Origin of the sequence: Streptomyces sp. NPDC055955 (assembly GCF_042270245.1) — a bacterium.
Taxonomy (GTDB): domain Bacteria; phylum Actinomycetota; class Actinomycetes; order Streptomycetales; family Streptomycetaceae; genus Streptomyces.
On sequence record NZ_JBHJYS010000009.1, the window covers coordinates 107,742 to 134,414 of the forward strand.

A 26,673-nucleotide genomic window follows, 5' to 3' on the forward strand; every position below is an offset into this window, starting at 1 on the left:
ATGGCCGTGGACCTGCCCGAGGACCGGTATCCCGCGGGCCTGCACACGGCGGACGCCGCCCTGCTGAAGTAGCTGCCGACGGCCCTACTCCCCGGAGACCTCGATCCACCCGTTGTTCCCCGGGGCGGCCACGGAACCGGACGCGGGAGCAGGCACCTCCCCCTTGGCCGAACCCGAACCCGAACCCGAACCCGAACCCGAACCCGGCGCCGAAGCCGACGTGAGCCCCTTCAGGAGCGACGCCAGGTCGACCCCCGTGGTCGAACCGAGGAGTTCGACGCCCTGCGCGACGTTGTCGGCGACCGTACGCGACAGCCGGCTCGCGCCGTCCGTCGAGATCACCGTCATCTTGTCCACGGCGCTCAGCGGCTCGGACGCCTTCGCGACGACGCTCGGCAGCACCTCGACGACCATCTGGAGCACCGCGGCGTCGCCGTACCGTGCGAACGCGTCGGCCTTCTTGTGCATGGCCTCCGCCTCGGCCGCACCCTTCGCGCCGATCGCGGCCGCCTCGGCCTCACCCTCGAGGCGGACGGCGTCGGCGAGCGCCGCACGGTGCGCCTTCTCGCCCTCACCGGTCAGCCGGGCCCGCTCGGCGTCGGCCTCGGCCTGCTTGACCAGTCCGATGCGGCGGGCCTCGGCCTCCTGCTCGGCCTGGTAGCGCGCGGCGTCGGCCGGCTTACGGACCTGGGTGTCCAGCTCGCGGTCGGTCAGGGCGGCCTGGCGCTGGGCGACCTTCTCCTGCTCGGCGAGCACCTCCTGCCGGCGCGCGGCCTCGGCCAGTGGACCGGCGGCCCCGGCGCGCGCCGCGGCCTCGTCGGTCTCGGCCTTGATCTCGGCCTGCTTCAGGTAGAAGGTCCGCTGCGCGATGGCGATCTCTTCCTCCGCCTTCAGACGGGCCTGCTCGGCGGCGCGCCGCGCGACCGCCTCGGCGATGTCGGCCTCCTGCTTGGCGCGGGCGGCCTCGGGCCGGCCGAGGTCCTCCAGGTACGAGCCCTCGGTGGTGATGTCCTGGATCTGGAAGGCGTCGAGGACGAGGCCCTGCCCGGACAGGCTGGCCTCCGCCTCCTCGGCGACCTGCCCGGCGAACGCCGCCCGGTCACGGATGATGTCCTCGACCGACATCCGGCCGACGATGGAGCGCAGGGCGCCCGAGAGCACCTCCTGCGTGAAGCCGACGATGCCGCCCTGCTGGGCGAGGAAACGCTGGGCCGCGGCCCGGATCGAGTCCTCGGTGCCGCCGACCTTGACGATGGCGACGCCCTCGAGGTTGGCCTTCACGCCGCGCAGCGTGACCGCGCCGCGCACGGCGATGGGGATGTGCCGCGACGACAGGTCGAGGGTGAACTTCTGCTGGACGAACGGGACGACGAAGACGCCGCCGCCGACCACGACCTTCTGTCCGCTGTTGTCGGTGAACACCCGGCCGGTCTCCGGGTCGGTGGCCTTCTTGCCGCGCCGCCCGGTGACGATGAACGCCTCGCTGGGCCCGGCCACCTTGTAGCGGGTCACGACGACGAGTGCGAGCAGCACGACGAGTACGACGACTCCGATGACGGAGATGAGCACTGGACTCATGGTGATTCCCCCTCCTGCCCCCTGGGGGACGGTGGATCGATTACGTAGGGACGGCCCCGGCGGGCTTCGTGCGGACGGCTCCACGGACGGCGCCGGCCGACCGGGCGTGGACGGTGGTGGCGCTCACCGTCGGGAGGGCCTCAGTGCCGGACGGGCCGCACGGCCACCGACGTGGGCGAGAGCGATTCCTCGACCCAGACCTCGCTGCCCCGCGCCACGGCCGTCGCCCCCGCGCTCCTCGCCGCGAGCTTCACCGGCTGCCCGGCGAGCCGCAGCAGCACCTCGCCGTAGCCGTCCGCCGGGATCGCCGTGACGACGGAACCCGCCGTGCCGACGAGGTCGTCGCCGCGCGGGGCGGCCCCCTCCTGATCGCGCATCAGGGCCCGGCTCAGCCGCCAGGTCAGCCACCCGGCAGCGATGCCCGCGCCCGCCCCCACGGCGGTGGCGGGCCCGGCCCCCAGGCCGGTGGTGCCGAGTACGAGCGCCCCGCCGAAGCCGAGCATCGAGACGAATCCGGCGACGACCGGCAGTGAGAGCAGTCCGTCGAAGAGCCCGTCGAGGAATCCGGCCCCGCCGAAGAGCCCTTCGAGCACGCCGTCGAAGACGAGAGCGAGCACCAGCAGAACGAGCCCCGCGACGCCGAGCCCCAGAAAAACCGTCACCGCATCCCCCTTCCGGCCGTACCCGTACCGGCCGCCCCTTCGGTGATGGCCACATCGTCGCCCCACGAACGGGGCGCGCGCATTGCCATATCCCGGCAATCTTTACTGTTCATTGATGCCGGGTTTTGCCTCTCTTTGCGAGGCCGTTGCGGGAACTTTCGCCGCAGCACCGGCCGTTGGTCAAGCCGGGGTGACGCATGACCGAGAAGAAAGGCCAGGAAAGAAACCGGGGGAGAGGCCGGGCGTACGGCGTGCTGTCCGCGCTGCCTACGCGGTCATGGCCCTGGTCGCGCTCGCCGACATCGCCTCCGGTCCGCCGCAGTACGCGCTGCCGCTCGGCCTCGGTGTGCACGGCGCGGAGGGGCCTGAGCCGTGCCCGGTGGACTTCGCGCGCGGCGACCAGATCCTCCTGAACACCGACGGCGTCACGGAGGCGCGGGACCGGGCCGGAGACTTCCACTCCCTCGGCGACCGTGCCTCGCTCCTCGAGGACTCCGACCCGGAGGCCGCTCTCAAGGAGCTGCGTGCCGACCTGATGCACCACGCGGCGGGCCCAATGCACGACGACGCCGCGATGCTGCTCCTGCGCCACCGCCACGAAGAGCCGTCCGGCGCCGCGCCGCCATTCGTGCCCTCCGCCCCACGATAATTCGCGCCACGAATTCCGGCGATTTTCGACGCAGGCGGCCGGTGCAACAGAACTCGGCCATCCCTATTCCGGTGGAATCACCATAAATCGGGGTCCGTCGGATGGATGCCGTTAAGGCCGTTACCTGGACGCGGTGATTCCGTTGAACCCGGTATGCGGACGCGATCTTGCGGCCGTATCCGTCCAGCAAAAGGAGATCGTGATGTCTCGCATCGCGAAGGCCGCCGCTGTCGTGCTCGGCACCGGCGCCGTGGTGATCAGCGGTGCCGGCCTGGCCATGGCCGACGCCGGCGCCCAGGGTGAGGCTGCCGGTTCGCCCGGACTCGTCTCGGGCGACGCCGTCCAGGCCCCCGTCCACGTCCCGGTCAACGTCTGCGGCAACACCGTGGACGTCATCGCTCTGCTGAACCCGGCCTTCGGCAACCCCTGCGCCAACACCGGGGGCAACGACGTGGGCACCGGCGGGGGTGACAACGGCGGCTACGGCGGCTGACACCCGGAAAAGGCCCCCGGCGCGGATGCGCGGGGGGCCTTTTCTCATGAGTGACGCCGATTATCCGTACTGATACAAATGCCCGTGCTCGATCATCGAACTCGGCTTCACTTTCCAGGGCGGCATCGGTTCGTCCAGAGTCACGACACCCCCCGCTCCCGTCGACTCTCCGTCCGGCAAATAGGGGGCCGAGTCAGGGTATTTCCGGTGCCAGCGTGACCAGAGCAGATCGACGAACGCGTGGTTGAGCCAGAAGACCGGATCGTTCACGGAGTCCGCCCCGAGCATGTGTCCGCCGACCCACCGGTGCACCCGGTTGTGATTACGGAACCTGCTGTTCCCCCGCCCCGACGTCCAGCCCTCGACCTTGTTGCGGAACCCCTGAGATGACGTCGAGTTCCACGGCGCGGAGTCGTACAGCTCGTCCCGCATCGCCCAGGCCAGTTCGTCCTTCGTGGGCAGCTCGATCGGGTCGTGGGGGCGTCCGAAGTCCCGGGTCAGGAACTCGCCCTCCGTCACGCCCTCCTTGATGGGCCAGTGCCCGCTCCCGTAGGCGAAGGGTCCCGTCATCACCCGCCGGTCGGAACGTCGGCCGTTCCCGCCGAGGAACCCCTCGCCCCACAGGGACGACGTCGGGGAACGGTCCACCGTCCAGTCCCAGTAAGGGACGGAGACTCCGGGATCCACGCGCTGCAGCGCGCCTTCGAACTCCAGGAGGAACTGCCGGTGCCAGGGCAGGAACGTCGGCGCCATGTGCGCGACCCGCTGCCCGCCGTCCCCGTCACCGGCGTAGAACTCCATGTGCGTGCGCACGAATTCCTCGTACTGCCCCTTGCGTTTGACCGCGAGCACCGCGGACACGAACCGCTTCTTCTGCGCCGTCGTGAGCGAGCTCTGGTTCTGCCGCGTGTAGACCAACGCCGTCCCCCTTCTTCAACTTCGGCTGCGCCGCGCCGCTCAGAGCGCGCGCCGACGCAGCATCTGGTCACCGAGTTCGTCCACGGCCCCTCTCGCCGCGGCCAGGGGGGTGGGATACGACTGGTAGTGGTCGACCATGCTCAGATAGCTGCCGTCGGCGCGGCGCATCAGATGCAGCGGCCGACCGTCCACCGTGACGTCCCAGCGCCCGGACCGCTGCCCGGAGTCCTGCCCGATGTGTGCGCGCGCCATCGGGCCCTGCCTTCGCGTCCCGCGGATGTGGCGGCCGCGGTAGGTCTCCTCGAAGCCCCCGCCGGCCGCGTCCTTGAGGTCGTCCTGCGGGTGGCGGAAGGCCCGGCCGACGAGTGCTGCGGCCGGCACCACGGCGACGGCCAGCGCGACGCCGATCAGCCGCCGCACCACGGTCCGACGCGTCATGAGCCCCTGGCCGGCGGGACCGAGACCGACAGGCGGGGTACCGGCTTGCACTGGGCGTCTCCTCTTTCGGACCTCAGGATCTCCGTGTGCGGGTCACGCGATGCCGAGTGCCGCACCCGGCGCCGCCGTCAGAAGCGGCGCGGCGAGCGCGGCCTCGGGCAGTGCCGGGCCCGGCAGCCCGAACCGGTCGCCGATCGGGCCGGTGAGCGGCGGGTTCACCGACGCTCCGGGGGTGGCCGTCCGCACGTCGGACCCCGCGGTGGTCAGGGCCAGGTGATCGGTCTTGTGGTCTCCCGTCGCCCGGGAGAGCGGCGCCTCGACCCGCGTGTCGGGCAGCTCGCTGCTGAGCGGGACCGCCGGCAGCAGCGGCTCGGGCAGCATCCGCCCCGCCGTGAAGCGAGGGGCATCGGGTCCGCCCGGCATCGGGATCGGCACTCCGGTCGACAGCTCGGGCGCCTTCACGTGCAGCGCGTTCTCCACACCGGTCAACGGAACCGCTACGGGTACCTGCTCGCCCGCGGCGGCGGGAGCGGCGCCCGCGCCCACGGAGGCAAGGCAGCCGGCCAGGACAGCGAGCGTCCCTTTGGTAGTTGACTTCATGGCGGACACAGTTCCTTTCGGGCTTCGCGGTACTTGTCACCGCGAAAGGAGTAACGACCGAGCGGGTGGCATCAGCGCAAACTTCCCTCTCCCGGCGCAATCGGCTGTTGCGTGGCTCAGCTGGTCCAGAAGTCCCACCAGCGCGTCAGGATCAGCATCCCGATGATCCCGACGTGCAGCACGGGCAGGACCCATGTGAACTCACCGAAGAACGACCGCAGCCAGGACGGCGCGGGCAGGAACCCGTTGCGCACGTTGAACGACGTCACGTACCAGAACATGACGATCGTGGCGACCCACGCCAAAGAGCACCACAGGCACAGCGCGTTGATCCGGTACAGCGACTGGAACTGCAGCCATGTGCAGAACCCGACGCCGAACAGCGTGCCCGCGTTGAACGTCAGCCAGTACCAGCGCGGGAACCTCGCCCGCCCCAGCAGACTCATCCCCACACAGATCACGACCGCGTAGGCCGCGAGCCCCAGCATCGGGTTCGGGAACCCGAACGCCGACGCCTGGGCGCTCTTCATGATGTTCCCGCAGGACACCACCGGGTTGAGACTGCACCCCGGCGTGAAGTTCGGGTCCTCCAGCAGCTTGAACTTGTCGATCGTGATGACCCACGCGGCGAGCAGCCCCGCCGCACCGGTGATCACCAGAAGCAGGGCGAAACCCAGGGAACGGGACTGGGGGGCCGCACGCGACGTCCCGAACGAGCTGTCACCGTGCCGGGTCGGGCCGGACTGCCGCGGCATCCGGGCCGGGCGTCCCTCGGTGTTCGTGGTTCCCATGGGCCACTTCCTTCTGGTCAGACGCGCAGCTTGCGTACGGGGAGCAGGCAGTGGGCCGCGCCGGTCAGCGTCGCCTCGTCGCCCGCGAACGAGGCGAGGTCCTCCTCGGCGACCGGAGTGCCGGGCACCGCCGAGGTCCAGGGGCGCGTGGTGAACACGAAGTACGCGTAACCGCGTTCGGCCGCGGCGGCCAGCCACTCGGGGGGCGCGACGCACTGGGCGTTGAGGTACGGCATGTTGACCACGGCCTGGCCGGCCTCGACGAGCAGCGAGACGGGGAAGCTGGGGTTGCCCGTGGCGTCCACGACCTTGCCGACCGGCAGACTGTTGTTCTGCAGCAGGGCCCTCACCGCTTCGGTCGATGCCTCCTGTCCGCCCGCGCCGTCCCCCAGGGAGTAGGCCAGCAGGAAGGGCATGTCCCCCGCCTCGTCCGGGTGTTCGCCGCTCCACGCGATGACGGCGAGAGTGCCCAGATCGATGGCGCGGAAGGCGCGGTTCTCAGTCGGCATTGAAGTCACCACGGCAGCGTAGCCACGCTCGACAGGCCCCCCGGTGACCTTTCACCCGCTTGGGGGAACGGCCCCCACTCGAACGAGAATCGGGGTCGCGCCGGACATGCCGAGAGGCCGGTCCGGGGCCCGCTCGACGCGATGGGACCAGCCTCTCGTCGGCCTGTGTGCCGTTTCGCGCCACGCGTGCGCGAAGGGGTGAGTCAGCGTGTGTCAGCCGTGGTGAACGCTGGTGCCGCTTCGGTGCCGTCCTGGGCGAAGGCGCTGCCCGAAGCGGCGCCCGCAGCGAGACCGGCGGCGGCCATGACCGGAGCGGCCTTCTTGGCGGTGTTCATCTCAGGAGCCTTCCCGCTAGAGGTTTCGCGGCTCGTGAAGGTGGCTGTGCGGCGAGTGCCAGGAACGCGTCCGCGCGGATCGCTACTTGCCGAGGGGAAGGCCGCCGAGAAGTCCGGCCGGGGCGCCCGCGCCGGCGTCGTTGACGTTGTCGGCCGTGTTCTGAACCGTGTTGAGGACCGAGCCGTCCTTTTCGGTGTCGAGCATGTTGGTGTGCAGCGGCTGGGCGTCGAGCACCGACTGGCGGCTCAGGGTGTCGACCGCGCCGTTGAGGCTCGTCGGCGTGAGGTCGGAGGCGAACGCGGGCGCGGCTGCACCGGCGATGACCATGGATCCGGCGACGACGGCGGCGGCCTTCAGGGGCTTCATCATGTTCCTTCCTTGGGGTGACGATTTGTCACCAGCGACGGAATGTCCAACGAGCGTCCCCGGCAAGGGAAACTCCGAGGTCAGGGGATTTGCCGAACCCACTCGAACGAAGGGCCGTGGAGTTCTCATATGAGATTTGGGAGAGGTGAATGGTCGGCGCGGGGCGCCCGATCGGGCACGGCCGGGACATGAAAAGCCCGCCGCGCCGGTACGGGACCGGCGCGGCGGGTGGGTGGGGGTGCCCGCGTCACCGCGGGCGCGCTTTTGTCAGTTGGGCAGGGCGGCGGTCTGGGGGAGCACCGGCGTCTTCGGGAGCGTGGAGGTGGACGGCAGGGACGCCGTGGACGGGAGCGGGAGTCCGGTCGACGGGAGGGTGGGGAGCTTGGGCAGGCCGGGCAGGTTCGGCGCCGGCAGCCCGCCGCCGAGCAGGGTGGCCGCGAGCAGGTTCACCAGGGCGGTGACGACGTTCGTGGCCGCGGTGGCGACGCCCGCGACGTCACCCGCGGTCGACGCCTTGAGCAGCGCGTCGACGGCGGTCTGCAGCGCGGTCAGGGCGTCGCCCTTCACGTCTTTCCTGGCCGCCTTGGCGTCGTCGGGGGCGGCCGACTTCGGTGTCGCGGGGGTCGCGGGTGTCGCGGGGACGCTGGCCCTGGCGGCGTCGATGGCCGCCTTGATCGCGTCCGCGTGCTTCTGTGCCGCCGCGGCGGACAGCTTTCCGTCGTCGGCCTTGAGGACCTCGGTGAGCAGGTCCGTGACCGGGGTCACGACGGAACTCATGCTGCCGAGTGTGCCTACCTGGCCCAGCAGCGCATCCGCTCCGGGAACCGGTGCGTGCAGGGCCTCGACGCTGCTGGAGTTTCCCGGGTCGCTTTCGGCGGCTATCGCGGGAGCGGCGGTGCCGAGGAGGATCGTCGCGCAAAGAGCGGTGGTAGCAATGCGCCGTACGGGCTGATGGGGCATGTGTGTTCCCTTTCGGTGGTGTGTGTCCGATCTTGTGACCACCGTGGGATGACTGATCGCGCTGCGCAACCGATCGGCTACTTGCCGTACGCGATCACCCTCGCCTCTCGGCGTGTCGTGCCAGGTGAGGCGCCCGTTCGGGGGATCTGTGGCACCTCCCCCCATACGGCGCAACGCACAGGAACGGCCGCCCCGTTCGGGGCGGCCGCGGAAGGGTCCGGGGGAAACCGGATCAGTTGGCGCAGTGGCTGCCGAACGTCGGGTTCAGCAGGCCGATCACGTCGACCGTGTTGCTGCAGAGGTTCACGGGGACGTGGACGGGAACCTGGGCGGTGTTGCCCGAGATGACACCGGGGGAGTCGGTGGCGGCACCCCGCGCGTCACTGCTGGCGGATGCGACGCCGGCGGTGCCCGCCAGGGCGGCGGCAGCGACGGTGGAAAAGACAAAGGCCTTCGCGGTACGCGACATGGGGAAGTGCTCCTCGGTCGGTTGATACGTCTCCGGGGCGGGCGCCCGGCTCGTGGATCAACGCGCGCCACCCATGGGGGGTTGCGCCCCCGATCGGGTGACCGCCCGGCGTTAATTTCACCGGTTTCACCATTCCGACACACATGCCGGGTTTCCCGGATAAATAGTCGTCTGTCGCTACAGTGGCTCACCTCCCGGCCCGGCGAGGCGGGGCGCAGAAGTGCTTTCCGTCCAATGTGACTTTCGCATCCTCATTCCGTGATCCAGAAGCTCTTTGTCCCTGAAAGGGAATCGGTCATGCGTCATCACCTGGGCTCGCTCCTGCGCCGTTCGGCGGTGGACGTCATTTCTTCTGCCGTGCATTTCGCGACAGGCGGCGCCGCGGCCGCCCCGGCCGACGACGTGCTCGACTCGAGCAGCAGGGAACCGGGACGCGCGCAGCCGCGAAGGATCCCCGCGTGCACCAGGACCCTCGGCTGCGACTCGGACGTCTGCGCGCCCGGCCGGAGCATCAGGCATCGGAGGGCGGGGCGCGGCCTCCGGATGACATCGCGGCGGGACGCGGCCTGGAGCGGCGTGCTCTGCGCAGCGGCCGACGCCAGGTCCTAGCGCGTTTCCCTCCTCCATCACGAAGGGAAACGCATGCAACCGACAGCGACACCCCCTCGACCGCGTGTCCTCCATGTCACCCAGCCCGTCGACGGCGGAGTGGCCCGCGTCGTGCGTGATCTGACCGAGGCACAGCTCTCCGCCGGCATGCGGATCAGCGTCGCCTGCCCGCCCGACGGGCCCCTCGCCGGGTCGCTGCGCCGCATCGGCTGCGACGTCCTGCCGTGGCAGGCGACCCGTTCGCCCGGGCCCGGCATCGCCCGCGAAGTCCGTGGCCTCGCACGGCTCGTGGCGCAGGTGCGGCCGACCCTCGTCCACGCGCACAGCGCCAAGGCCGGACTCGCCGCCCGCCTCGCCGTGCGCGGCCGGGTCCCCACCGTGTTCCAGCCGCACGCCTGGTCCTTCGAGGCCGTCGACGGCCCCTCCGCCCGGCTCGCCCTCGAGTGGGAGCGCCGGAGCGCGCGCTGGGCCTCCCGGGTCGTCTGCGTCAGCGAGGCGGAGCGCGCGACGGGCGAGCGCGCCGGGATCACCGCGCGCTGGGACGTCATCCCCAACGGCGTCGACCTCACCCGCTTCGTCCCCGCACCCGAACCGCGCGAGGCCACCGCCGATCCGCTGGTGGTCTGCGTCGGACGCATCTGCCGCCAGAAGGGCCAGGACGTCCTGGTGCGCGCCTGGCCCCTCGTCCAGGAGAGGTTCCCGCGGGCGCGGCTCGTGCTGGTCGGGGACGGGCCGGACGCGGCGGCGCTGCGCCGGCAGGCCACCGCCTCCGTGCGGTTCGTGGGGGCCGACGACCCCGTGCCCTGGTACCGGCAGGCCGACCTCGTGGTGCTGCCGTCCCGCTGGGAGGGCATGGCGCTCGCGCCCCTGGAGGCGATGGCCTGCGGGCGGCCCGTCGTCGTCACCGACGTGGACGGCGCCCGCGAGAGCCTGCCCGCCGGCCTCGCGTCCGACTGCCTCGTACCGCCGGACGACCCCGCCGCGCTCGCCCGCACGCTGACCGGTCTGCTGCGCGACCCCCACCGGCTCGGAGCGCTCGGCGGCCTCGCCCTGCGGCACGCGCGGGCGCACCACGACGTGCGGCGCACCGCCGACGCGGTCGCCGACGTGTACCGCGAACTACTGGGCGCGGAGCCCACCGAGTGCAGGGAGCCCCTCAACACGTGACCGCGGAACGTACCGTCGCCTCCCCCGCGGGGCAGCCACGCGCCACTGCACCGAGCACCCTCCTCGCCTCGGTCGTCCCGCCACGCGCAGAGACGGGCCACCGCCCGTCACCGGCGGGCAGACGCGCGGCCGCACGGCACCTCTCCTGCACGCCCCTCCTCGCGGCGGACGGTACGGCCACCGTGCTGAGCACCCTCGTGATCGCGCCGGTCCAGCGGCACCCTCTGCTCGTGATCGCGCTGGCCGCCGGTGTCGCGGCGGCGAACGCGCGCGCGGGCCTCTACCGCGGCGACACGCCCCGTCTCCTGCTCGACGACTGGCCCGCGATCGGCGGCCGCATCGTGGTGCTCTGGTGCGTCACGGCGGCCGTCCTCGCCGGGTTCCCGCAGCTCGATCCGCTGCCCGCCGGGACGCTCGCGGCGGGCGCCGCCCTGCACTGTCTCCTCGCGGGCACGGGCCGCGGCCTCGTCTACTGGCGCCGCCGCGAGGCCGCCGCGCGCCACCCCTGCCCGACCCTCCTCATCGGCCCCGAGACCCTCGCCCGGCCGGTCGCCGCCGCCCTGCTGCGCCACCCGCGGTCGGGCGTGCGCCCGGTCGGCATCCTCGCGGACAAGGAGTCCGAACACCCGCCCGACCACGACGGGCCCGACCTGCCGGTCCTCGGCACGACCGACGAACTGCGCCGCGCGATCGTCCAGAACGGGGTGCGGGGGGCGCTCCTCCTGGAGGGGGATGCGCACGAGCGGGCGGCCTGGCTGACGGTGCTCGGCGAGTACGGCTGCGGCGTCTGGGAACTCGACCCGCCGGCCGCCCCGTACCCGGCGCGCTCCGGTGACGGGGCCCGGCACCTCGCGGGGTTCCGCTACCGTCCGAGGCCGCCCGCCCGCCGCCGCGGCAGCGCCGGCAAGCGCGCGCTCGACCTCGTCGTCTCCGGCACCCTCCTCGTCCTGACCAGCCCGGTCCTGCTGGTGTGCGCCGTGTGGCTGCGCCTGGCCGAGGGGCCCGGCGTCGTCTTCCGGCAGGAGCGCGTGGGAAAGGGCGGGAAGCCCTTCACGCTGCTGAAGTTCCGCACGCACCGCCCGAGCGACGCGATGGAGTCCGCCACCCGGTGGAGCGTCGCGGACGAGGAGCGCATGGCGTGGTTCTGCCGCTTCCTGCGGCGCACCTCCCTGGACGAGCTGCTCCAGCTGTGGAACGTGTTCCGCGGCGACATGAGCCTCGTCGGCCCGCGCCCCGAACGCCCTTACTTCGTCATGCAGTTCAGCGAGGCCCACCCCGGCTACGCCGGGCGACACCGCATGCCGACCGGCATCACCGGCCTCGCCCAGATCCACGGCCTGCGCGGCGACACCTCCATCGAGGACCGCGCCCGCTTCGACAACGCGTACATCGACAGCTGGTCGCTGTGGCAGGACATCAGCATCCTGGTGCGCACCGCGGCCGCGCTCGTACGCTCCACGGGGAGTTGACCGGGTGACTGCCTCTCCCACGGACGCCGGACTGCGTACCGCTCCACGTCCGACAGGTACGCGGCCCGCTCCTGCCGTCGCGCTGGTCGCCGTCCTCGGCCGGTACGCGCCCGTGCTCCCCGTCCTGCTCATGGTCGCCGTGCTCGGCCTGCCGCTGACGCCCGGCTCGGCGGGAACCGGCGGCAGCAGCCTCGCCGACGCGGTCTCCGGCCTGGTCGTGGCCGTCTGTGTGGCCGTCACCCTGCGCCGCGCCGAGCGCCCCCTGACCCCTGCCGCCGCGCTCCTCCTCGGGATGCCCGTCGTCGGGATCGCCATTGCCGCGACGGCCGCCGACTCGCCGTCGGCCGCGCTCGTCGGCATGGTCCGCTACTGCCAGATCTTCGTCCTCGTCCCCGTGGCCGTCCTGGTCCTGGTCCGCGACCGCCGCGACTTCCGGCTGCTCGCCCGGTCGTTCGTGGGGCTCGCCCTGTGGCAGGGCGGCATCGGCGTCCACCAGTACCTGACCGGGACCGGCGCCTCGTACATGGGCGAGGACATCCGCGCCGTCGGCACCTTCGGCCCCACGGACGTCATGGGAATGGCGACGGTGGTGTCGTACGGGATCGTGGCCGCCCTGGGTCTGGCCCTCGGCGCGCGCACCGCGGCCCGGCGCACGCCCGCCCTGCTGTGCGCGCTCGCGCTGCTCCTGCCGCTCGCGCTGTCCTTCAGCCGGGGCGCGTGGATCGCGACCGTCGTGGCCTGCGGCGCGCAGGTGCTGCTCGCCGGGGTGCGGCGCGCCGTCCGCCTGTTCGCCGTGACCGCCGCGGTGGCCGTCGTCCTGGTGGGCGGCTTCGGCGTCGGGACGCAGCTGCTCCAGGAGCGCATGAGCAGCATCACGCAGGTCGCCGACGCCCCCGACCAGTCCGTCACGGACCGGTACACGATGTGGGCCGCGGCGGTCGACATGTGGAGCGAGCACCCGGCGACGGGCGTCGGCCTCAAGGGGTTCGTCGCCCAACGGGACAGCCACGCCTCGCTCGCGCTCTCCTCGGGCAGCGACACGGCGGGCGCGGGCGCCGCGTTCAGGCGCCAGCCGCTGCTGTCCCCGCACAACATGTACCTGCTGATCCTCAGCGAGCAGGGCCTGATCGGCCTGGTCGCCCTCGCGGGCGGCTGGGTCGCGCTGCTGCTGCTCGCCCTGCGCCGCCTCGGCCGCGGCGCGGGCGCCCGGCCCGGCCCGGACTGCGGCCTCGTCGCGTGCGGCCTGCTCGGCTGGCAGCTCGTGGACTTCGTGTACGCCGACATCGGCGGTCCGTCGACGGTCCTGACCGCCCTCGTCATCGGCCTCGCCGCCTGGTGGGGCCTGGCGCCGCAGGCGTCCCTGAAGGAGGCGGCGACGCCGTGACCATCCCCACGGCGGACGGGGACACCCGCAAGGCCCCCGGCCTGCCCGCCCAGCTCCGGACCGAGCCGCCCGCCACCGGGCTCTCCGGCGCGTCGAACAGCCGCCTCGCGCGGGCCGCGCTGCTCACGGCCCTCCTCTCGGCCGCCGGGGCGGTCCTCGGTCTCGGCCGCGACCAGTCCCTCGCGCACCTCTTCGGCGCGGGCAGCGAGACCGACGCGTTCCTGGTCGCCTGGACGGTCCCGGAGTTCGCCTCCACCCTCCTCATCGAGGACGGCCTGGCGTTCGTGCTCGTGCCCGCGTTCAGCGCGGCCGTCGCCCGCCGCGCGCAGGCCCGGGGCGCCGATCCCGTACGGTCCCTCGTCTCCTCGTCACTGCCCCGCTTCGGCCTCGCGTTCCTGGCCGCGGCCGCGCTGCTCATCGCCGGTGCCCCCTCCCTCGTGCACGCCCTGGCGCCCGGCCTGCCGCACCCTCGACTCGCCGTCGAATGCACGCGGCTGACCGCCACCTGCGCTCTCACGTTCGGCCTGACCGGATACTGCAGCGCGGCGCTGCGGGCCCACGGCTGCTATGTGCCGCCCGCCGCGATCTACGTCGCGTACAACATCGGCATCATCGCCACGATGCTCGTGTGCGGGACGCGCTTCGGCGTGCGGTCCGCGGCGATGGGGGTGGCCGTCGGCGGCTGTCTGATGGTGGCGATCCAACTTCCCGCGTTCCACCGCAGGTTGATCTCCGCGAAGGCCGCCGAGAGGCTCGTGGGCGAGGCCGGGGACGAGGCCGCGGCCGAGGGGCGGGCCATGGGCCTCGGGCTCATCGCCGCCGTCCTGACGTTCGCCCTGTGCAAGCAGTCGCAGGTGTTCATCGAGCGCTTTCTCGCCTCGTCGCTCGCCGCGGGCTCCATCTCGCACCTGAACTACGCGCAGAAGGTGTCCCAGCTGCCGATGGTGCTCTCCCTGATGCTGTGCACCGTCACGTTCCCGGTCGTGGCGCAGGCCGTCGCGCGCGGCGACATCGCGGCGGCCCGCGCGCGCGTCGAGCGTGATCTCGGTCTCGCCGCCTGCGTGGTCCTGCTCGGCGCCGCAGCGATCTTCGCCTGCGCCCCGCAGATCATCCATGTCCTGTTCCAGCGCGGCGCGTTCACCGCCGACGACACCGCCGCCACGGCGTCCGTCATGCGCGTCTACGCCCTCGGCCTCCTCGGCCACTCCATGGTGGGTGCCCTGGTCCGCTCCTACTTCTCGGCGGGCCGCCCCACCTGGTACCCGGTGGGCGCGATGGCCGTGGGCACGGGCGCCACCGCCGGCGTGGGCTCCTGGGCGGTCGACCTGTGGGGCGTACGGGGCATCGCCGGCGCCAACGCGTTCGGGATCACCCTCACCGCCGTACTCCTCCTCGCCGCGATGGACCGGCGCAGCGTCCCGGTCGACGTCTCCAGGGTCCTGGCCGAGATGGGCAAGCCGCTGCTCGCCGCCGCGGGCGCGACCGTGGCGGGGCTGATGGCCGCGGCCTCCTTCACGTCGCCGCTCGCGGCGGGCGCCGCCGGGTGTCTCGCCGTGACGGCCGTGTTCGTCCTTCTCCTGTGGGCGCTGCGGGCCGAGTCCCTCGCGCCTCTCGTTCCCGCTGTCCGCTCCGCGACCAGGAGGCCCCGGCATGCCCGTTGACACAGGACGCATCGAGACAGGAGACGTTCCGCGCGCCCGGTCGTGGCTTCCGGACCGCACCCGCCGGCTCCTCCCGAACGCGCCGATGTGGGTCGCGATGTACCACTCCGTGGACGACTGCCGCGACGACCCGTACCGCGTCACCGTCTCCCCCGAACGCCTCCAGGAACAGCTTCGCCGGCTGCGCAGGCGCGGGCTGCGCGGGGTGGGCATGACGGAGCTCCTGGAGGCCCGCGCGCGCGGCGCGGACCGCGGCCTGGTGGGCCTCACCTTCGACGACGGCTACTGCGACTTCGTCGACAACGCTCTGCCGCTGCTGCGCCACTACGGCTGCGGAGCCACCCTGTTCGTCCTGCCCGGACGCCTCGACGGCGTCAACGAGTGGGACCCGCTGGGCCCGCGCAAGCCGCTCCTGTCGGCACGCGGCATCCGGGCCGCCGCGTCCGTGGGCATCGAGATCGGCTCGCACGGCCTGACGCACGTCGACCTCACCCGGGTCGACGACCGCGTCCTGCGCGCGGAGACCGAGGACAGCCGAAGACGTCTGGAAGAGCTCACCGGACGCGAGGTCCCCGGCTTCTGCTACCCCTACGGCACGGTCGACCGCCGTGTCGCGGACGCCGTCCGCCATGCCGGATACCGCTACGCCTGCGCCATCTCGCCGGGCGACCTCACCGGCGCCTTCGCCCTGCCGCGTGTCTACGTCGGCCAGGAGGACGCGGCCTGGCGCCTCGAACTGAAGCTGCGCCTGCACCGCCTGCGCCGCCGCCCGTCCACCGCGCGGGAGGCCCGTACATGAGGACCCTGCACGTCATCACGGGCCTCGGCACCGGGGGAGCCGAACAGCAGCTGCGGCTCCTGCTGCGCCATCTGCCCGTCCACAGCGACGTGGTGACCCTGACCGCCCCGGGCACCGTCGCCCGCGGCCTGACCGCCGACGGCGTCCGCGTCGTGCACCTCGGCATGACGGGGAACCGCGACCTGGGCGCGCTGCCCCGGCTCACCAGGTTCGTGCGCGAGGGCCGGTACGACCTCGTGCACACACACCTGTACCGCGCCTGCGTCTACGGCCGGTTCGCCGCGCGCCTCGCCGGGGTCCGCGCCGTGGTCGCCACCGAGCACTCGCTGGGCGAGAGCCGGATGGAGGGGCGCCCGCTGTCCGCCGGTGTCCGCGCGCTCTATCTGGCCGGTGAGCGGGTGGGCCGGGCCACTCTGGCGGTCTCCCCGTCGGTGGCCGAGCGCCTCGTACGGTGGGGAGTGCCCCGGCACCGTGTCCACGTCGTGCCCAACGGCATCGACGTGCAGCGCTTCGCCCACGACCCGGCGCTGCGCGACGCCACCCGTCACGTGTTCGGCCTGCACCGGGACGACTTCGTCATCGGGGGAGTCGGCCGTCTCGTCCCCGGCAAGCGCTTCGACGTCCTCGTGAGAGCCCTGGCCCAACTGCCGGACTACGTAAAGCTTCTCCTCGTCGGGGGCGGTCCCGAGGAGCAGCGGCTGCGCGGGCTCGTAGGGGAACTGGGCGTCGTGCGCCGCGTCGTGTTCGCGGGCGAACGCCCCTACGTGTCGTCCTCGGGCCGCGTAGGAGACCCCGATCTGCCGGCCCTCATGGGCGCGATGGACCTGCTCGCCTCCCCGTCGGACGAGGAGGCGTTCGGCCTCGCCGTCGTGGAGGCACTCGCCTCGGGGCTGCCCGTCCTCTACGTCAGCTGCCCCGCGGTCGAGGACCTGCCCCCGCACGTCGAGTCCGCGGCCGTCCGCGTCCCCGGCGACCCGGAGTCGTTCGCACGACAGGCACTGCGGATCGTGGCGGCCCGCCCCTTGGGCCGTACCCCGTCCCCGGCAGCCCACCACTACAGCATCGCCCGAAGCGCCGAACAGCACCTGCGGCTGTACGGGGCGGCCCTGGGCGGTTCGGATCCGAAAGTTCGAGAGTGAGTAAGTGATGACCGATACTCCTCACCGGCGGGTCAGCCCGCCCGGTTTCCTCGCCCGGACGGCCGCCCGCGTGAAGGGCCTCCCCCTGTGGTCGCTGATCGCGGCCGGGGTTCTCCTGGGCGGTGGCGCGGGCGGCGCGTACGGCGTTCTCAAGACGCCGCAGTACTCCGCCACGAGCTATGTGATCGCGGTGCCGGACGAGAAGTCCGACCCGTCGGCCGCGCTCGGCTTCGCCCAGGCCTACGGCCGTGTCGCCACCCAGGTCGCGGTGCTCGGCGACGCGCAGAAGCGGGCGGGGGTTCCCGTGAAGAAGCTCCAGAGCAGCGTGCGGACTCAGACGTCGCCGGACGCGCCGATGGTCGCGGTGTCGGCGACGTCCACGAAGCCGCGCGAGGCCGCCGCCATGGCCAACGCGGTGGCGCGGGCACTGACCACGGCCGCCGACCGCACGCAGGCGAGCACCAGGGTGAAGCTCCTCCAGTTCTCGCGCGCGACGAAGCCCACCTCGCCGTCCTCGGCGTCCCCCGAGGTGACCGCGCTCGTGGGCGTCGGCGCGGGCGGCCTCCTCGGCGGGCTCGTGATGCTGGTCCGGCCCCGGCGCGAGCGGACGGAGACGAACGCGAGCGTCCCCGGGCCCGCCGCGGCCGCGGATCTGCACGGGAGAGTCTGATGCGGCCCGGGGGCGGGAACCTGTCGGTCGAGGTGTGCACCGACAGCGCCCGGTTCGGCGAGCTGGGCGAGGAGTGGGAGGCGCTGTACCGCAGTTCACGCACCGCCACCCCGTTCCAGAGCCATGCCTGGCTGTACTCGTGGTGGCTCTCGTACGGGTCCGGGCGCGGACTGTACGTGGTCCTGGTCCGTGACGGCGGGCGGCTGGTGGCCGCGGCGCCGCTGATGCGCCGGTGGCGGCCCCTGCCGGTCCTGGTGCCGCTCGGCGGGAGCATCTCCGACTTCTGCGACGTCCTTGTCGACGACGGCGGGGACGAGGGAGCAGGCACCGGGTCCCGCGTGCTGGGCGACGCGCTGTGGCGGCTCGCCCGCACCCATGTGATCGACTTCCGCGAGGCGCGCCCGGGAAGTGCCGTCGAGCGCCTCTACGAACGGTGGCCGGGCCCCAGGCGCCGCCTGGACGACTCCCTCTGCCTGGAGCTGCCGCCCGTCCCGATGGACGACATCGTGGGCAGGCTGCCGGCGTCCCGCGGGCAGCGCGCCCGCGCCAAGATCCGCAAGCTGGACGCCCTCGGGATCGAGCGCCGTGTCGTCCCGCAGAACGAGGTCGACGGCTCGGTGCGGCGTCTGGTCGAACTGCACCAGCTCCAGTGGCAGGGCCGCAAGGTGACGACGGAGCACCTCAGGCCGCGCTTCTCCGAGCACCTCGCCCGCTCGGTCTCCCGCATGGCGAGGTCGGGCGACGCGGTCGTGACCGAGTTCCGCATCGACGAGACGGTCCTCGCCGCGGACCTGACCTTGCTGTCGCCGCGCCTGGTCGGCGGTTATCTGTACGGCGCCCATCCGGGCCTGCGCGAACGCAAGGCCGACATCACCACGATGCTGCTGCGCTCGTGCAGCGAGCACGTCCAGGAGTGCGCGTCCGGCTCCCTGAGCCTGCTGCGCGGCGACGAGCCGTACAAGCACCACTGGCGTCCCCACCGCGTCGTCAACCAGCGTTTCGTGCTGGCCCGAACCGGCACGTCGGCGGGGCTCGCCCTCGCCGTCGGCGACGTGACGGCACGCCGCCTCGGCAAGAGAGCGCTGCACGCGTGGAAGGCCCGCGGCGGCGACGGGTCCTGACGAACCCGCCGCCACCGGCCCGGACACCGGCGCGTCAGGAGCGCCGCGACCACCAGTCGAACCGCAGGCACAGCTTCCCGCCGAGCCAGTACTCCACCCAGTCGCCGAGTCCGAGCGGCGAGCAGCTGGGCGGCGTCACCGGAGGCGTGACAGGCGGCGTCACCGGCGGCGTCTCGGGTGTCGTCGGCTGTGTGGGCGGCGTCGGCTGCGTGGGCTTCGGCAGCGACGGCTCCAGGCGGCCGGAGAGCATCGAGCGGTACACCTGCGACGCCTCGGGGTTTTCGCGGCACTGCCAGACGCCGTGCGGGCAGTAGTCCGTGATCGTGTTGTAGAGAGGCTTGTGCCGGTCGATCCACTCGATCATGCGCCGCATGTACTCCGGATTGTCCCCGTTACGGAACAGCCCCCACTCCGGGTACGAGATGAGCTTGTTGTGCGCCTTGGCGAAGTCGACGTGCTGCTGAAGCCCGTACGGCTCCGAGACCTGCTCGGAGAACGACTTGCCCTCGGGCTGGTCGTACGAGTCCATGCCGATCACGTCGACGACGTCGTCGCCCGGATAGCACGTGGTCCAGGGCACGGCGTCGAGGCCACGGCTGGGTGTGAAGTCGAAGCGGAACTTCTGCCCCGGCACCGACCGCATCGCCGTGACCATCCGCTTCCAGTACGCCTTCCACGCCTCCGGGTCGGGCCCGCACCGGTGCGTGTACGTCGTCCCGTTCATCTCCCAGCCGGGCACGAGCACCGTGTCCGGGACCTTCAGGTCGACGAGGCGCCGGGCGAGGCGGCGGAAGTGCTCGTCGAAGGCGCCGGCCGCGCCCTGCCGCAGGAGGGAGCGGACCTCCGCGTCGCCGACGTGCTCCTCGTTGTGCTCCAGCATCGGGACGTTGAGCACGAAGATCCGGTCGTCCCGCTCGCGCCGCCACTTCGCCCAGTCCTCCAGGAATCCGGGGGCGCCCTCGATGTTGCTCCACCGGTCGCCCGGCAGATAGGTGTGCCCGACGCGCAGTTCGGAGCCGCCGAGCCACTTGCTGAACCGGCCCATGCGCTGCACGCCGTTCGGCCCGTAGTCGAGGTAGGCACCGAACGCGGGGAACGTCGAGGTGTCCGCCTGAGTGCCCGCGCCGCCGCCTGTGGGGGTGGGCGCCGGACGGGGTGCCGTGGTGGGGGCGGGCGTGCCGGCCGATGCCGGCCCGGGGACGGGGGAGGCGGATTCGGCGGGTGGCGTGTCACCGGGCACGGCTGCCCCGGCCGTTCCGGCGGAGACCGAGCCGGACGCGATCACCGCTGACGCGAGGATCCCGGCCGTCAGCGAGGGGATCCGCCGGCTCACGGCCCTTCGGCGTTGTGGGGACATGCCTACTCCTCGTGCCGCACTTCCTTCATTGCTGACACTCAGTCACACGAATGGGTAATGCGCCAACCAGGGAACGGCCCGCATGCCTCTTTAGTCGCCCGTTCGGGCTAGCACCGGGAATCTCCCCGCGTACTCGGCACCAGCGTTCCCGCCGCGCCGCTGCGGATCGCCCACCCCTTCCACCACGGAGCGCTCGGCGCCGTCCGGTCATTCGGCCGCGCGGGAGGGGACGTCCATGGGGTGGCCCCTCACAGGGGAGACCCGTACGGCGGCGGTCCGGATGCGCGAGCGGAGAGCGGCGGCCGCCGGGCCGGGACGACTCGCCGGAGAAGACCGGCGTCACGCTGCGCCGGGTCCCGGCGAGCGTCGCGGAACCCGCCGCCCTCATTCCCATGGCCGACGCGGGAGCCATTGCGGTGAGCCGGCTGCGGGAGGACTCGGTGCGGACCCGCACGCGACGCCACGCGTCGGGTCGGGCTTCGAGCCGCGCGGGGCGGGGAGCTCCCTCGTGGGCCTTATGACCGCGGCGGACTTCGGCCCGTCGCCGCGCTTCGTGCACGGCGCGTCGTTCACCGCGCCGCGTCTCCCGGCCGGGGTCGTACGGCGGCGGCGCCCCTCGGAGGGCCTCTCGCTGCCGGACAACAGGTCGGCGCACGACCCGTCGGTGACGGCCGGTCACCGAACGGTCGGACAAGTGGCCGGGACCGCCGCGGGTGCGTTCGCGCCCGCGGCGTCCTTTGGGGTGACGGTGCGGGCGAACGGGTGAATCGGTTCCATGGCGAGGGCCGCCCGGTGGTGAACTGGCTCGGTTACGAGAGGGGCCGGCTGCCTGCCCCGCCAGCCGTCGGCGATTACGCCGTGGGTCGGCAGCACGTCATTGAACGGCCCTCTCCGCCGGCCGGGAAGAGCAGGAACGTCGGCTCTTCCCGGCCTGACGTACGGCGATCGCGTCACCGGGCGGCGGCACGCCCCCGCCGGTAGAGGATCCCGCCGCCGATCAGCAGCCCCGCACTCGCCGCCGCGGCGCCCAGCAGATCCTGGTCCGCCCCGGTCTGCGCCAACTGGGCGCGTCCGCCCGTGACATGTGGGTGCTGCTTGGGGATCGCCGCGTGCGGGATCGCCGCGTGCGGGGGAGTCAGCCTCTGCACCGCCGGCGGCTGGACCGCGGCCGGGGGCTCGACGGTACGGACGGCGGGCGGGGGCACCTCGGAGATCTCCTCCGGGGCGGCCACTGCGGAGGAACAGCGGTTGCCCATAGCCAGGTTGGCCGCACCGACCACGTTCCCGGAGTTCCCGCACACGTTGACGGGAGCGTCCACCGGGGCCTGTACGGAGTTGCCCGACAGGATGCCGGGTGACCGCTGTGCGTCACCTCCGGCGTGGGCACCGCCCCCGGACATGTGGTCACCGCCGGCGTATCCGTCGTGCCCGGTCCCGTGGGCCGCACCGCCGGCGCCCCGGTCGGAGCCGCCGCCGCGCGGAGACGACGGGTGTGAACCCCCCGTGTTCGCACAGGAGTTGCCGAATGTCGGATCGAGTGCGGCGACGACGTCGACCGTGTTGCCGCACGCGTTCACCGGGACGTCCAGGGGGGCCTGGACCGTGTTGCCCGACAGAATGCCGGGGGAGCCCGCCGTCTGCCCGTCTGCGCCCGACGCGGCGAACGCACTGGAGCCCGGCAGGGACAGAATGCTCGTCGCGGCCGCAGCCGCGACCATTCCCAAGTTCAGGGCCTGTCGCATCTAGTTGTTTGTCTTCCTGCTCGCAGATGAAAGCCGGCCTTGGCGTGCTGGACGCGTACAAGGCCGGCGAAGCCGCGGCCCGACGGCCGTGGCGCTGAATCAGTCGTTGGCGCAGGCGTCGCCGAGCGCCGGGTTCAGCGCGCCGATCACGTCGACGGTGTCGCCGCACAGGTTGACCGGGATGTGGACCGGGACCTGCACCACATTGCCGGAGAGGACACCCGGCGAGTTGAGGGCGCCACCCTCGGCACCGGAATCGGCGAACGCCGGAGCGGCCATGCCCAGGGCCAGCACGGCGCCGGCGAGGATCGTCGCGCTCTTCTTGAGATTCACTCTCTTACCCTTCTCTCGTCGTTCATGACTGAGGTCATCACCTCGGTCTGAGAACGAGCCGTGAGACGGAAGGGAATTGAGCCGTCCGCGTTAAAGAAGGGCACACAAGGCAAAGAAATCCGGGCCGCCGCGCCACGAAGGCGGGCGGCCCGGATTCCCGGGGGCCGGTGGATCAGCCGTTGTCGCGGCCGTTCGCGGACAGGACCGGGATGTCGTCCGCGATGTGCGAGAGCGGCTCGTCGCCCTTGGCCTGCGTGGAGTTCTCCGCGCACTGCTGGTTCTGCGGGGCCGACAGGACCGGGACGTCCTGGACGGCGACCGGCACCAGCAGACCGAACAGCGGGCCCACGTTGCCCTTGACCGGCAGACCGATGCAGGGCTTGTTCAGCGAACCCTGGACCGCGCCGAGCTGCGGGCTCTGGGCACCGTCGGTCTTGGAGTTTCCGAGCGCCTGCTGGGCGCCGACACCGCTCGTGGACGTCGTGCTGCCGTCGTCACCGAGAGCCAGCGCCTGAGGGGCGGCCGCGGCCGAGACGCCGACGACCGAAACGGCGACCGCAGCCGCTGCCATTGCCTTCTTAAGCATTTCCAGTTCCTTTTCGCACAGACGCCAGTTAACGCTGCTCGGACAACAGAGCCCCGGCCGGAATGGTTGCGGCGCTTCACTCGGTCGGGCTGCATGCACAGAGAGAGATCGACCGATTGTCATTTATTCGGCAATGCCCGGGCGAACCCGTGAGGGTGAACCCGGACAACCATGTGCGTAAATCGGAGTTGGGCAGGGGGCTCCCGGGTCGGGGGCAACGAGAAGGGAATTCATCGTGATGAAGAAGGTCATGGCGGCTGCCGCAGTCGCCGCCTCGGTCGCCGGTATCTCGGCGATCGCAGCCCCCCAGGCCATGGCGATCGACAACGACGGTGGCACCACGTCCACGAGCGGCGTCGGCGCCCTGCAGGCGTACGGCAACTCCTCGACGCACGGTGCCATGAGCCCGCAGATGGCGCTCATCCAGGGCTCGCTCAACAAGCCCTGCATCGGTCTGCCGGCCAAGGCCAACGTCGGTTCGCTGGTCGGTGCCGTGCCGATCTCCGTGCAGGACATCCCGGTTCTGTCGGCCCCGCAGACCCAGCAGTGTGTCGAGAACTCCACCCAGGCCAAGGGTGACGAGCCGCTCTCGCACATCCTGGAGGACATCCCGGTCCTGTCGGCCAACGGCACGAACAACGACTGAGCCGCAGCGTCATTCCGTTGGGTCGTCCGCCTGTCCGGCGGCCCAACGGCCGCTGCCGTCGCGGGGCCAGATGTCCCGGGCGACGATCTCGTCCCACTCCCGGTCGGGCACTCCGGGAAGCGTTCGCCCCCGCTGTCTCCAGTTGTCGAGCAGCTCCCCGTAAAGGGGTTCGTCGATTTGGCATTCGGGCGACTCCCGGCACTGCGGAATAAAGCCCTTGAACGGTCGGCGGTTCTTGTTCTCCGGCACAGCACTTCGCCTTCCTCGTGGCGATCTCTGGCTTCTGTTCCATCTTCTTCGGAATCCGAAACAGATCCCTCTAGGGCGAAAGAGTTACTTCCCGTCGGCGCGCGGGGCGGTCACTGTTCAAGCTATTCGGCTGTCATACGGTGCCGTCAGATCCGTCCCTCTGCTGTGGAGTGAATCCGGTGAGCGAACGTCCTTCAGGAGCCAGCCGCCGGAGAAATGTCCGTCTGAGTGCGGCAGCCCTGGGTGTACTTATCGCCGCGGCGGTTTCCGTGGTGGGTAATTCCGTATCCGCGCTGCCGTACAGGATTCAGCGGGTCGATGCGTTCAGCGGCGCCGTGAACCACCCTGCAGCGGGCCCCGGCACAAATATTCTGCTCATGGGGACGGATGGCCGGGACGCCATCTCGAGGCGGGAGAAGAAGAAGTTCCACGCAGATGGCGTCGCCTGCAACTGCACCGATTCGCTGATGCTGATCCATGTCTCGCAGCAGCGTGACCGGGTCAGCGTGGTCAGCCTCCCCCGGGACTCGTTGGCGCGGATCCCCGCGCACAGCGACCCGGGCACCGGGGAGCGGTTCCCCGCCCACCCCGCGAAGATCAACGCGGCCTTCGCGGAGGGCGGTCCCGCGCTGACGGTCCGCACGGTGGAGGGCATGACGAACGTCAGGGTCGACCACTATCTGCAGATCGACTTCAGGCGCTTCATCGACAGCGTGAACACGGTCGAGGGGGTGGACGTCTGCACGGCCAGGCAGCTGTCCGACTCGGCCACCAAGCTCGACCTCCGGCCCGGCCGGCACCGCCTCGGGGGCGGTCAGGCCTTGCAGTACGTCCGCTCGCGCCATGTGGACGCAAGCGCCGACCTGGGGCGGATCCAGCGCCAGCACCGTTTCCTCATCAGCGTCATGCACCGGCTCGCCACCGGCGGGATCCTCGCCGATCCGGGCAGGGCGATCGACCTGGCGCGGACGGTGCTCGGTGCCACGAAGGTCGACCAGGGGTTCACGCCGGAGGAGCTCGTCTCCCTCAGCACCGCCCTGAGTCGGCTGTCCCCTTCGCGGGCCGAGTTCACCACGGTGCCCATCGCCGGGTTCAATCCGGACATCGAAGGCCTCGGCGCGACGCTGAAGTGGGACAAGAAGGCGGCGAAGCACATGTTCGCCACGCTCGACCGGGACCGGAGCCTCACCCTGCGCAACTCGACCGTGAGGCCCTCCGACCCCCCGCGCATCGGGGTCGAGAGGGCGGTGCGCGGGAACACGCTGGCCTGTTCCTGACCGTAAGTGCGCTGGGCCAATCGGGTTGCACCGCGAAACCGCATCAGCCCGGCTCAGTTGTTGACGATGCGGCTCCGTGACCGGAGCCCGCCAATTGAAGGGATTCACCATGAAGAAGCTGTGGGCAACCGCGGCCATCGCTGCCTCCGTCGCTGGTATGTCGGCAGTCGCCGCCCCCCAGGCCCTCGCTGTCGGGGACGACACGGGCACCACATCGAGCAGCGGCAACAACGCCCAGCAGGCGTTCGGCAACTCCTCGACGCAGGGTGCCATGAGCCCGCAGCTCGGGCTCGTCCAGGGTTCGCTGAACAAGCCCTGTGTCGGCCTGCCGGCCAAGGCCAACGTCGGTTCGCTGGTCGGCATCGTGCCGGTCGGCGTGCAGGACATCCCGGTCCTGTCGGCCCCGCAGAACCAGCAGTGTGTCGAGAACTCCACCCAGGCCAAGGGTGACGAGCCGCTCTCGCACATCCTGGACGACATCCCGGTTCTCTCCGCCAACGGCACCAGCAACAACTAGTAGCCGCGAAAGCGGGGGCGACCGGTGTCCGGTTGCCCCCGCTTTTCCATGCCCCTTCAGCGCTGCCCGACCGCTGTCCGGCAGCCGTCCGGTCTCCCTAGCCGACCGAGGGGAGGAGCCCTGTCGCCGGGGCCACCAGGTCGGTGAGCTGGTGCAGTTCGTTCAGCCGGTTCAGGCCGCCGAGCTGTTGGTTCACCGTGGGGATCTCGGCCTTGTGCTCGGCCGGAACGGCGCTGGTGGCGATGTCGTCGAGGCTGATCGGCTTCATTCCGCCGAGGGGGCCGACGGGGGCGGCCTCGGCCGCGGGCATGGCGAGAGCGGAGGCGCCGGCGGCCAGAGCGACCGCGGCGAGTACACGTCGTGTGGAGATCATGCCTTCAGCAACGGCCGGTGGGCGCCGGGGGAAACGGGCTCGACGGCCCGCCCACCCGAGAGGCGTACCGAAGTCGTACGGAATCGCCCGTCCTGGAGCGGGCGTGGGGCGCGCGGTGGATCTGTACGCCACCGGCCTCTCCGTACGCGCGCCAGGGGGCGGGACATGGGGAGACGGGCGCGTGTCGGGCGTACTCGGTCCGTAGGCGGCCCGTACTCGGCCGCAGGTGAGTACCAGCGCTCTGGGCGGTCACGGAGTCAGGCGGAACCCTGGGCCCATGGACACGAATGAGCGACTGCCGAAGAGAACGCCCCACGTCCTGGCGGCCATCGCGCTGGCCGGGGTGGCGCTGGCGGCGTGGGCGGGCTGGCTGGGCTGGGACCAGCAGCGTGACGTGCACCCCGACGGCTCGACGACCGGCCCGTACGAGGCGTGGCAGGTGATCGGACTCGTACTGACCCTGCTGCCACCGGTGTGCTGGGCGGCATCCCGGCGCTACGCCGCAGCCACGGTGTTCGGCCCGACGGCCGGTCTCACGGTGGCCGCCTATGTGGACTGGTCGGACGACGCGAGCGGCCTTTACATGGTCGGCGTGGGCCTCGTCATGGTGGGGACCTTGATCGTGACCTCGGCGCTCTACGCGGTGATCGCCGCATTGACGGGGCATGGCCCGGGGCGGCCGGGCGGTCGCCGCTGGTCGGCGCGCTGAAGGCAGGGGGGAGCGCTGAGCGCCTCGGCCTGGGCCGAGCGCCCTGCCGACCACGTGAGAGCCACGGCCGTTCCGGGCCCCCGCAGGCGGAACAGC

31 protein-coding genes and 1 pseudogene are annotated in these 26,673 nt (G+C 71.9%); 15 read left to right on the forward strand and 17 right to left on the reverse strand.

Going from position 1 to position 26,673, the window contains the following annotated elements:
• Positions 1-84 precede the first annotated feature (84 nt).
• Both ACFC96_RS19800 and ACFC96_RS19805 read right to left on the reverse strand, forming a co-directional pair.
• A complete protein-coding gene (locus tag ACFC96_RS19800; protein WP_376613365.1) occupies positions 85-1,578 on the reverse strand; it encodes a flotillin family protein in 1,494 nt (497 codons plus the stop codon).
• A gap of 140 nt (positions 1,579-1,718) precedes the next feature.
• Positions 1,719-2,240 (reverse strand): hypothetical protein, encoded by a 522-nt coding sequence (locus ACFC96_RS19805; RefSeq protein WP_376255721.1) that lies wholly within the window; start codon positions 2,238-2,240, stop codon positions 1,719-1,721.
• A 313-nt stretch (positions 2,241-2,553) separates the two neighbouring features.
• Between ACFC96_RS19805 and ACFC96_RS19810 the strand changes: the two are divergent.
• Together ACFC96_RS19810 and ACFC96_RS19815 are read left to right on the forward strand one after the other, a co-directional pair.
• Positions 2,554-2,889: pseudogene (locus ACFC96_RS19810) on the forward strand (SpoIIE family protein phosphatase); the annotation flags it as partial.
• A 202-nt stretch (positions 2,890-3,091) separates the two neighbouring features.
• Positions 3,092-3,382 (forward strand): chaplin, encoded by a 291-nt coding sequence (locus ACFC96_RS19815; RefSeq protein WP_376255723.1) that lies wholly within the window; start codon positions 3,092-3,094, stop codon positions 3,380-3,382.
• 60 nt (positions 3,383-3,442) lie between these two features.
• Here ACFC96_RS19815 and ACFC96_RS19820 read toward each other — a convergent pair whose 3' ends face one another.
• The 9 genes from ACFC96_RS19820 to ACFC96_RS19860 form a co-directional block, all read right to left on the reverse strand.
• The gene (locus ACFC96_RS19820; protein ID WP_376255725.1) at positions 3,443-4,300 is read right to left on the reverse strand and encodes a tyrosinase family protein; all 858 of its coding nucleotides are present in this window, start codon (positions 4,298-4,300) and stop codon (positions 3,443-3,445) included.
• A gap of 39 nt (positions 4,301-4,339) precedes the next feature.
• Positions 4,340-4,738 (reverse strand): tyrosinase family oxidase copper chaperone, encoded by a 399-nt coding sequence (locus tag ACFC96_RS19825; RefSeq protein ID WP_376613367.1) that lies wholly within the window; start codon positions 4,736-4,738, stop codon positions 4,340-4,342.
• Positions 4,739-4,831: 93 nt separating this feature from the next.
• On the reverse strand, positions 4,832-5,338 hold the full coding sequence (locus ACFC96_RS19830; RefSeq protein WP_376613369.1) for a hypothetical protein: 507 nt from the start codon (positions 5,336-5,338) through the stop codon (positions 4,832-4,834).
• 116 nt (positions 5,339-5,454) lie between these two features.
• Positions 5,455-6,093, reverse strand: coding sequence for a vitamin K epoxide reductase family protein (locus ACFC96_RS19835; RefSeq protein WP_376255988.1), 639 nt, complete (start codon positions 6,091-6,093; stop codon positions 5,455-5,457).
• A 53-nt stretch (positions 6,094-6,146) separates the two neighbouring features.
• Positions 6,147-6,647 carry a DUF5949 family protein gene (locus ACFC96_RS19840; protein WP_376613371.1) on the reverse strand — a complete coding sequence of 167 codons (501 nt, stop codon included), beginning with the start codon at positions 6,645-6,647 and terminating at the stop codon, positions 6,147-6,149.
• Between the two features lie 194 nt (positions 6,648-6,841).
• Positions 6,842-6,973 (reverse strand): hypothetical protein, encoded by a 132-nt coding sequence (locus tag ACFC96_RS19845; RefSeq protein ID WP_376613373.1) that lies wholly within the window; start codon positions 6,971-6,973, stop codon positions 6,842-6,844.
• Between the two features lie 82 nt (positions 6,974-7,055).
• On the reverse strand, positions 7,056-7,340 hold the full coding sequence (locus ACFC96_RS19850; RefSeq protein ID WP_376255990.1) for a hypothetical protein: 285 nt from the start codon (positions 7,338-7,340) through the stop codon (positions 7,056-7,058).
• A 267-nt stretch (positions 7,341-7,607) separates the two neighbouring features.
• Positions 7,608-8,300: a hypothetical protein gene (locus ACFC96_RS19855; RefSeq protein WP_376613374.1), complete on the reverse strand. Its 693-nt coding sequence runs from the start codon at positions 8,298-8,300 to the stop codon at positions 7,608-7,610.
• Positions 8,301-8,532: 232 nt separating this feature from the next.
• Positions 8,533-8,769: a chaplin gene (locus tag ACFC96_RS19860; protein WP_376255737.1), complete on the reverse strand. Its 237-nt coding sequence runs from the start codon at positions 8,767-8,769 to the stop codon at positions 8,533-8,535.
• Between the two features lie 642 nt (positions 8,770-9,411).
• On the opposite strand from ACFC96_RS19860, the gene ACFC96_RS19865 reads away from it, so the two are divergent.
• The 8 genes from ACFC96_RS19865 to ACFC96_RS19900 all read left to right on the forward strand — a co-directional run bounded on the left by ACFC96_RS19865 (position 9,412) and on the right by ACFC96_RS19900 (position 18,788).
• Positions 9,412-10,545: a glycosyltransferase gene (locus ACFC96_RS19865; RefSeq protein ID WP_376255739.1), complete on the forward strand. Its 1,134-nt coding sequence runs from the start codon at positions 9,412-9,414 to the stop codon at positions 10,543-10,545.
• Positions 10,542-12,014, forward strand: a complete 1,473-nt coding sequence (locus ACFC96_RS19870; protein WP_376613376.1) for an exopolysaccharide biosynthesis polyprenyl glycosylphosphotransferase — start codon at positions 10,542-10,544, stop codon at positions 12,012-12,014. The genes ACFC96_RS19865 and ACFC96_RS19870 overlap by 4 nt, the downstream gene beginning before the upstream one ends.
• A gap of 130 nt (positions 12,015-12,144) precedes the next feature.
• Entirely contained in the window at positions 12,145-13,398 is a 1,254-nt protein-coding gene (locus tag ACFC96_RS19875) for an O-antigen ligase family protein (RefSeq protein ID WP_376255992.1), read from the forward strand.
• Entirely contained in the window at positions 13,395-15,059 is a 1,665-nt protein-coding gene (gene murJ / locus ACFC96_RS19880; RefSeq protein ID WP_376613378.1) for a murein biosynthesis integral membrane protein MurJ, read from the forward strand. Before ACFC96_RS19875 ends, murJ begins: the two co-directional genes overlap by 4 nt.
• A 97-nt stretch (positions 15,060-15,156) precedes the next feature.
• Positions 15,157-15,858, forward strand: coding sequence for a polysaccharide deacetylase family protein (locus tag ACFC96_RS19885; protein WP_376613532.1), 702 nt, complete (start codon positions 15,157-15,159; stop codon positions 15,856-15,858).
• Positions 15,855-16,997, forward strand: coding sequence for a glycosyltransferase (locus tag ACFC96_RS19890; protein WP_376613380.1), 1,143 nt, complete (start codon positions 15,855-15,857; stop codon positions 16,995-16,997). Before ACFC96_RS19885 ends, ACFC96_RS19890 begins: the two co-directional genes overlap by 4 nt.
• Positions 16,998-17,004: 7 nt before the next feature.
• Positions 17,005-17,667: a lipopolysaccharide biosynthesis protein gene (locus ACFC96_RS19895; RefSeq protein ID WP_376255747.1), complete on the forward strand. Its 663-nt coding sequence runs from the start codon at positions 17,005-17,007 to the stop codon at positions 17,665-17,667.
• Positions 17,667-18,788: a GNAT family N-acetyltransferase gene (locus tag ACFC96_RS19900; protein WP_376613382.1), complete on the forward strand. Its 1,122-nt coding sequence runs from the start codon at positions 17,667-17,669 to the stop codon at positions 18,786-18,788. Before ACFC96_RS19895 ends, ACFC96_RS19900 begins: the two co-directional genes overlap by 1 nt.
• Before the next feature lie 34 nt (positions 18,789-18,822).
• Here the strand turns inward: ACFC96_RS19900 and ACFC96_RS19905 are convergent, their stop codons facing one another.
• Positions 18,823-20,145 carry a glycosyl hydrolase gene (locus ACFC96_RS19905; protein ID WP_376613384.1) on the reverse strand — a complete coding sequence of 441 codons (1,323 nt, stop codon included), beginning with the start codon at positions 20,143-20,145 and terminating at the stop codon, positions 18,823-18,825.
• Positions 20,146-20,653: 508 nt separating this feature from the next.
• On the opposite strand from ACFC96_RS19905, the gene ACFC96_RS19910 reads away from it, so the two are divergent.
• Positions 20,654-20,911, forward strand: a complete 258-nt coding sequence (locus tag ACFC96_RS19910) for a hypothetical protein (protein WP_376613386.1) — start codon at positions 20,654-20,656, stop codon at positions 20,909-20,911.
• 184 nt (positions 20,912-21,095) lie between these two features.
• On the opposite strand, the gene ACFC96_RS19915 is transcribed toward ACFC96_RS19910, so the two are convergent.
• The 3 genes from ACFC96_RS19915 to ACFC96_RS19925 all read right to left on the reverse strand — a co-directional run bounded on the left by ACFC96_RS19915 (position 21,096) and on the right by ACFC96_RS19925 (position 22,806).
• Positions 21,096-21,887 (reverse strand): chaplin, encoded by a 792-nt coding sequence (locus ACFC96_RS19915; RefSeq protein ID WP_376613388.1) that lies wholly within the window; start codon positions 21,885-21,887, stop codon positions 21,096-21,098.
• A gap of 99 nt (positions 21,888-21,986) precedes the next feature.
• A complete protein-coding gene (locus ACFC96_RS19920) occupies positions 21,987-22,166 on the reverse strand; it encodes a chaplin (RefSeq protein WP_376613534.1) in 180 nt (59 codons plus the stop codon).
• A gap of 226 nt (positions 22,167-22,392) precedes the next feature.
• On the reverse strand, positions 22,393-22,806 hold the full coding sequence (locus tag ACFC96_RS19925; RefSeq protein ID WP_376255757.1) for a rodlin: 414 nt from the start codon (positions 22,804-22,806) through the stop codon (positions 22,393-22,395).
• Between the two features lie 235 nt (positions 22,807-23,041).
• Here ACFC96_RS19925 and ACFC96_RS19930 point away from each other — a divergent pair, with 235 nt between their 5' ends.
• Positions 23,042-23,452 carry a rodlin gene (locus tag ACFC96_RS19930; RefSeq protein WP_376255758.1) on the forward strand — a complete coding sequence of 137 codons (411 nt, stop codon included), beginning with the start codon at positions 23,042-23,044 and terminating at the stop codon, positions 23,450-23,452.
• Between the two features lie 9 nt (positions 23,453-23,461).
• On the opposite strand, the gene ACFC96_RS19935 is transcribed toward ACFC96_RS19930, so the two are convergent.
• Positions 23,462-23,701 (reverse strand): hypothetical protein, encoded by a 240-nt coding sequence (locus ACFC96_RS19935; protein WP_376255760.1) that lies wholly within the window; start codon positions 23,699-23,701, stop codon positions 23,462-23,464.
• 377 nt (positions 23,702-24,078) lie between these two features.
• Here ACFC96_RS19935 and ACFC96_RS19940 point away from each other — a divergent pair, with 377 nt between their 5' ends.
• Entirely contained in the window at positions 24,079-24,978 is a 900-nt protein-coding gene (locus ACFC96_RS19940; RefSeq protein WP_376613389.1) for an LCP family protein, read from the forward strand.
• A gap of 109 nt (positions 24,979-25,087) precedes the next feature.
• The gene (locus tag ACFC96_RS19945) at positions 25,088-25,495 is read left to right on the forward strand and encodes a rodlin (protein WP_376613391.1); all 408 of its coding nucleotides are present in this window, start codon (positions 25,088-25,090) and stop codon (positions 25,493-25,495) included.
• A gap of 97 nt (positions 25,496-25,592) precedes the next feature.
• Here the strand turns inward: ACFC96_RS19945 and ACFC96_RS19950 are convergent, their stop codons facing one another.
• Entirely contained in the window at positions 25,593-25,868 is a 276-nt protein-coding gene (locus ACFC96_RS19950; protein ID WP_376255766.1) for a hypothetical protein, read from the reverse strand.
• A 277-nt stretch (positions 25,869-26,145) separates the two neighbouring features.
• Here ACFC96_RS19950 and ACFC96_RS19955 point away from each other — a divergent pair, with 277 nt between their 5' ends.
• Positions 26,146-26,577 (forward strand): hypothetical protein, encoded by a 432-nt coding sequence (locus tag ACFC96_RS19955; RefSeq protein ID WP_376613393.1) that lies wholly within the window; start codon positions 26,146-26,148, stop codon positions 26,575-26,577.
• Positions 26,578-26,673: the final 96 nt, after the last annotated feature.

Coding starts and splice junctions, on each gene's coding strand:
- ACFC96_RS19800 (WP_376613365.1), bottom strand. CDS start 1,578: ATGAGTCCAGTGCTCATCTCCGTCATCGGAGTCGTCGTACTCGTCGTG.
- ACFC96_RS19815 (WP_376255723.1), top strand. CDS start 3,092: ATGTCTCGCATCGCGAAGGCCGCCGCTGTCGTGCTCGGCACCGGCGCC.
- ACFC96_RS19825 (WP_376613367.1), bottom strand. CDS start 4,738: ATGACGCGTCGGACCGTGGTGCGGCGGCTGATCGGCGTCGCGCTGGCC.
- ACFC96_RS19830 (WP_376613369.1), bottom strand. CDS start 5,338: ATGAAGTCAACTACCAAAGGGACGCTCGCTGTCCTGGCCGGCTGCCTT.
- ACFC96_RS19835 (WP_376255988.1), bottom strand. CDS start 6,093: ATGCCGCGGCAGTCCGGCCCGACCCGGCACGGTGACAGCTCGTTCGGG.
- ACFC96_RS19845 (WP_376613373.1), bottom strand. CDS start 6,973: ATGAACACCGCCAAGAAGGCCGCTCCGGTCATGGCCGCCGCCGGTCTC.
- ACFC96_RS19850 (WP_376255990.1), bottom strand. CDS start 7,340: ATGAAGCCCCTGAAGGCCGCCGCCGTCGTCGCCGGATCCATGGTCATC.
- ACFC96_RS19855 (WP_376613374.1), bottom strand. CDS start 8,300: ATGCCCCATCAGCCCGTACGGCGCATTGCTACCACCGCTCTTTGCGCG.
- ACFC96_RS19860 (WP_376255737.1), bottom strand. CDS start 8,769: ATGTCGCGTACCGCGAAGGCCTTTGTCTTTTCCACCGTCGCTGCCGCC.
- ACFC96_RS19865 (WP_376255739.1), top strand. CDS start 9,412: ATGCAACCGACAGCGACACCCCCTCGACCGCGTGTCCTCCATGTCACC.
- ACFC96_RS19875 (WP_376255992.1), top strand. CDS start 12,145: ATGGTCGCCGTGCTCGGCCTGCCGCTGACGCCCGGCTCGGCGGGAACC.
- ACFC96_RS19885 (WP_376613532.1), top strand. CDS start 15,157: ATGTACCACTCCGTGGACGACTGCCGCGACGACCCGTACCGCGTCACC.
- ACFC96_RS19890 (WP_376613380.1), top strand. CDS start 15,855: ATGAGGACCCTGCACGTCATCACGGGCCTCGGCACCGGGGGAGCCGAA.
- ACFC96_RS19895 (WP_376255747.1), top strand. CDS start 17,005: ATGACCGATACTCCTCACCGGCGGGTCAGCCCGCCCGGTTTCCTCGCC.
- ACFC96_RS19900 (WP_376613382.1), top strand. CDS start 17,667: ATGCGGCCCGGGGGCGGGAACCTGTCGGTCGAGGTGTGCACCGACAGC.
- ACFC96_RS19905 (WP_376613384.1), bottom strand. CDS start 20,145: ATGTCCCCACAACGCCGAAGGGCCGTGAGCCGGCGGATCCCCTCGCTG.
- ACFC96_RS19915 (WP_376613388.1), bottom strand. CDS start 21,887: ATGCGACAGGCCCTGAACTTGGGAATGGTCGCGGCTGCGGCCGCGACG.
- ACFC96_RS19920 (WP_376613534.1), bottom strand. CDS start 22,166: ATGGCCGCTCCGGCGTTCGCCGATTCCGGTGCCGAGGGTGGCGCCCTC.
- ACFC96_RS19925 (WP_376255757.1), bottom strand. CDS start 22,806: ATGCTTAAGAAGGCAATGGCAGCGGCTGCGGTCGCCGTTTCGGTCGTC.
- ACFC96_RS19940 (WP_376613389.1), top strand. CDS start 24,079: ATGGGGACGGATGGCCGGGACGCCATCTCGAGGCGGGAGAAGAAGAAG.
- ACFC96_RS19945 (WP_376613391.1), top strand. CDS start 25,088: ATGAAGAAGCTGTGGGCAACCGCGGCCATCGCTGCCTCCGTCGCTGGT.
- ACFC96_RS19950 (WP_376255766.1), bottom strand. CDS start 25,868: ATGATCTCCACACGACGTGTACTCGCCGCGGTCGCTCTGGCCGCCGGC.
- ACFC96_RS19955 (WP_376613393.1), top strand. CDS start 26,146: ATGGACACGAATGAGCGACTGCCGAAGAGAACGCCCCACGTCCTGGCG.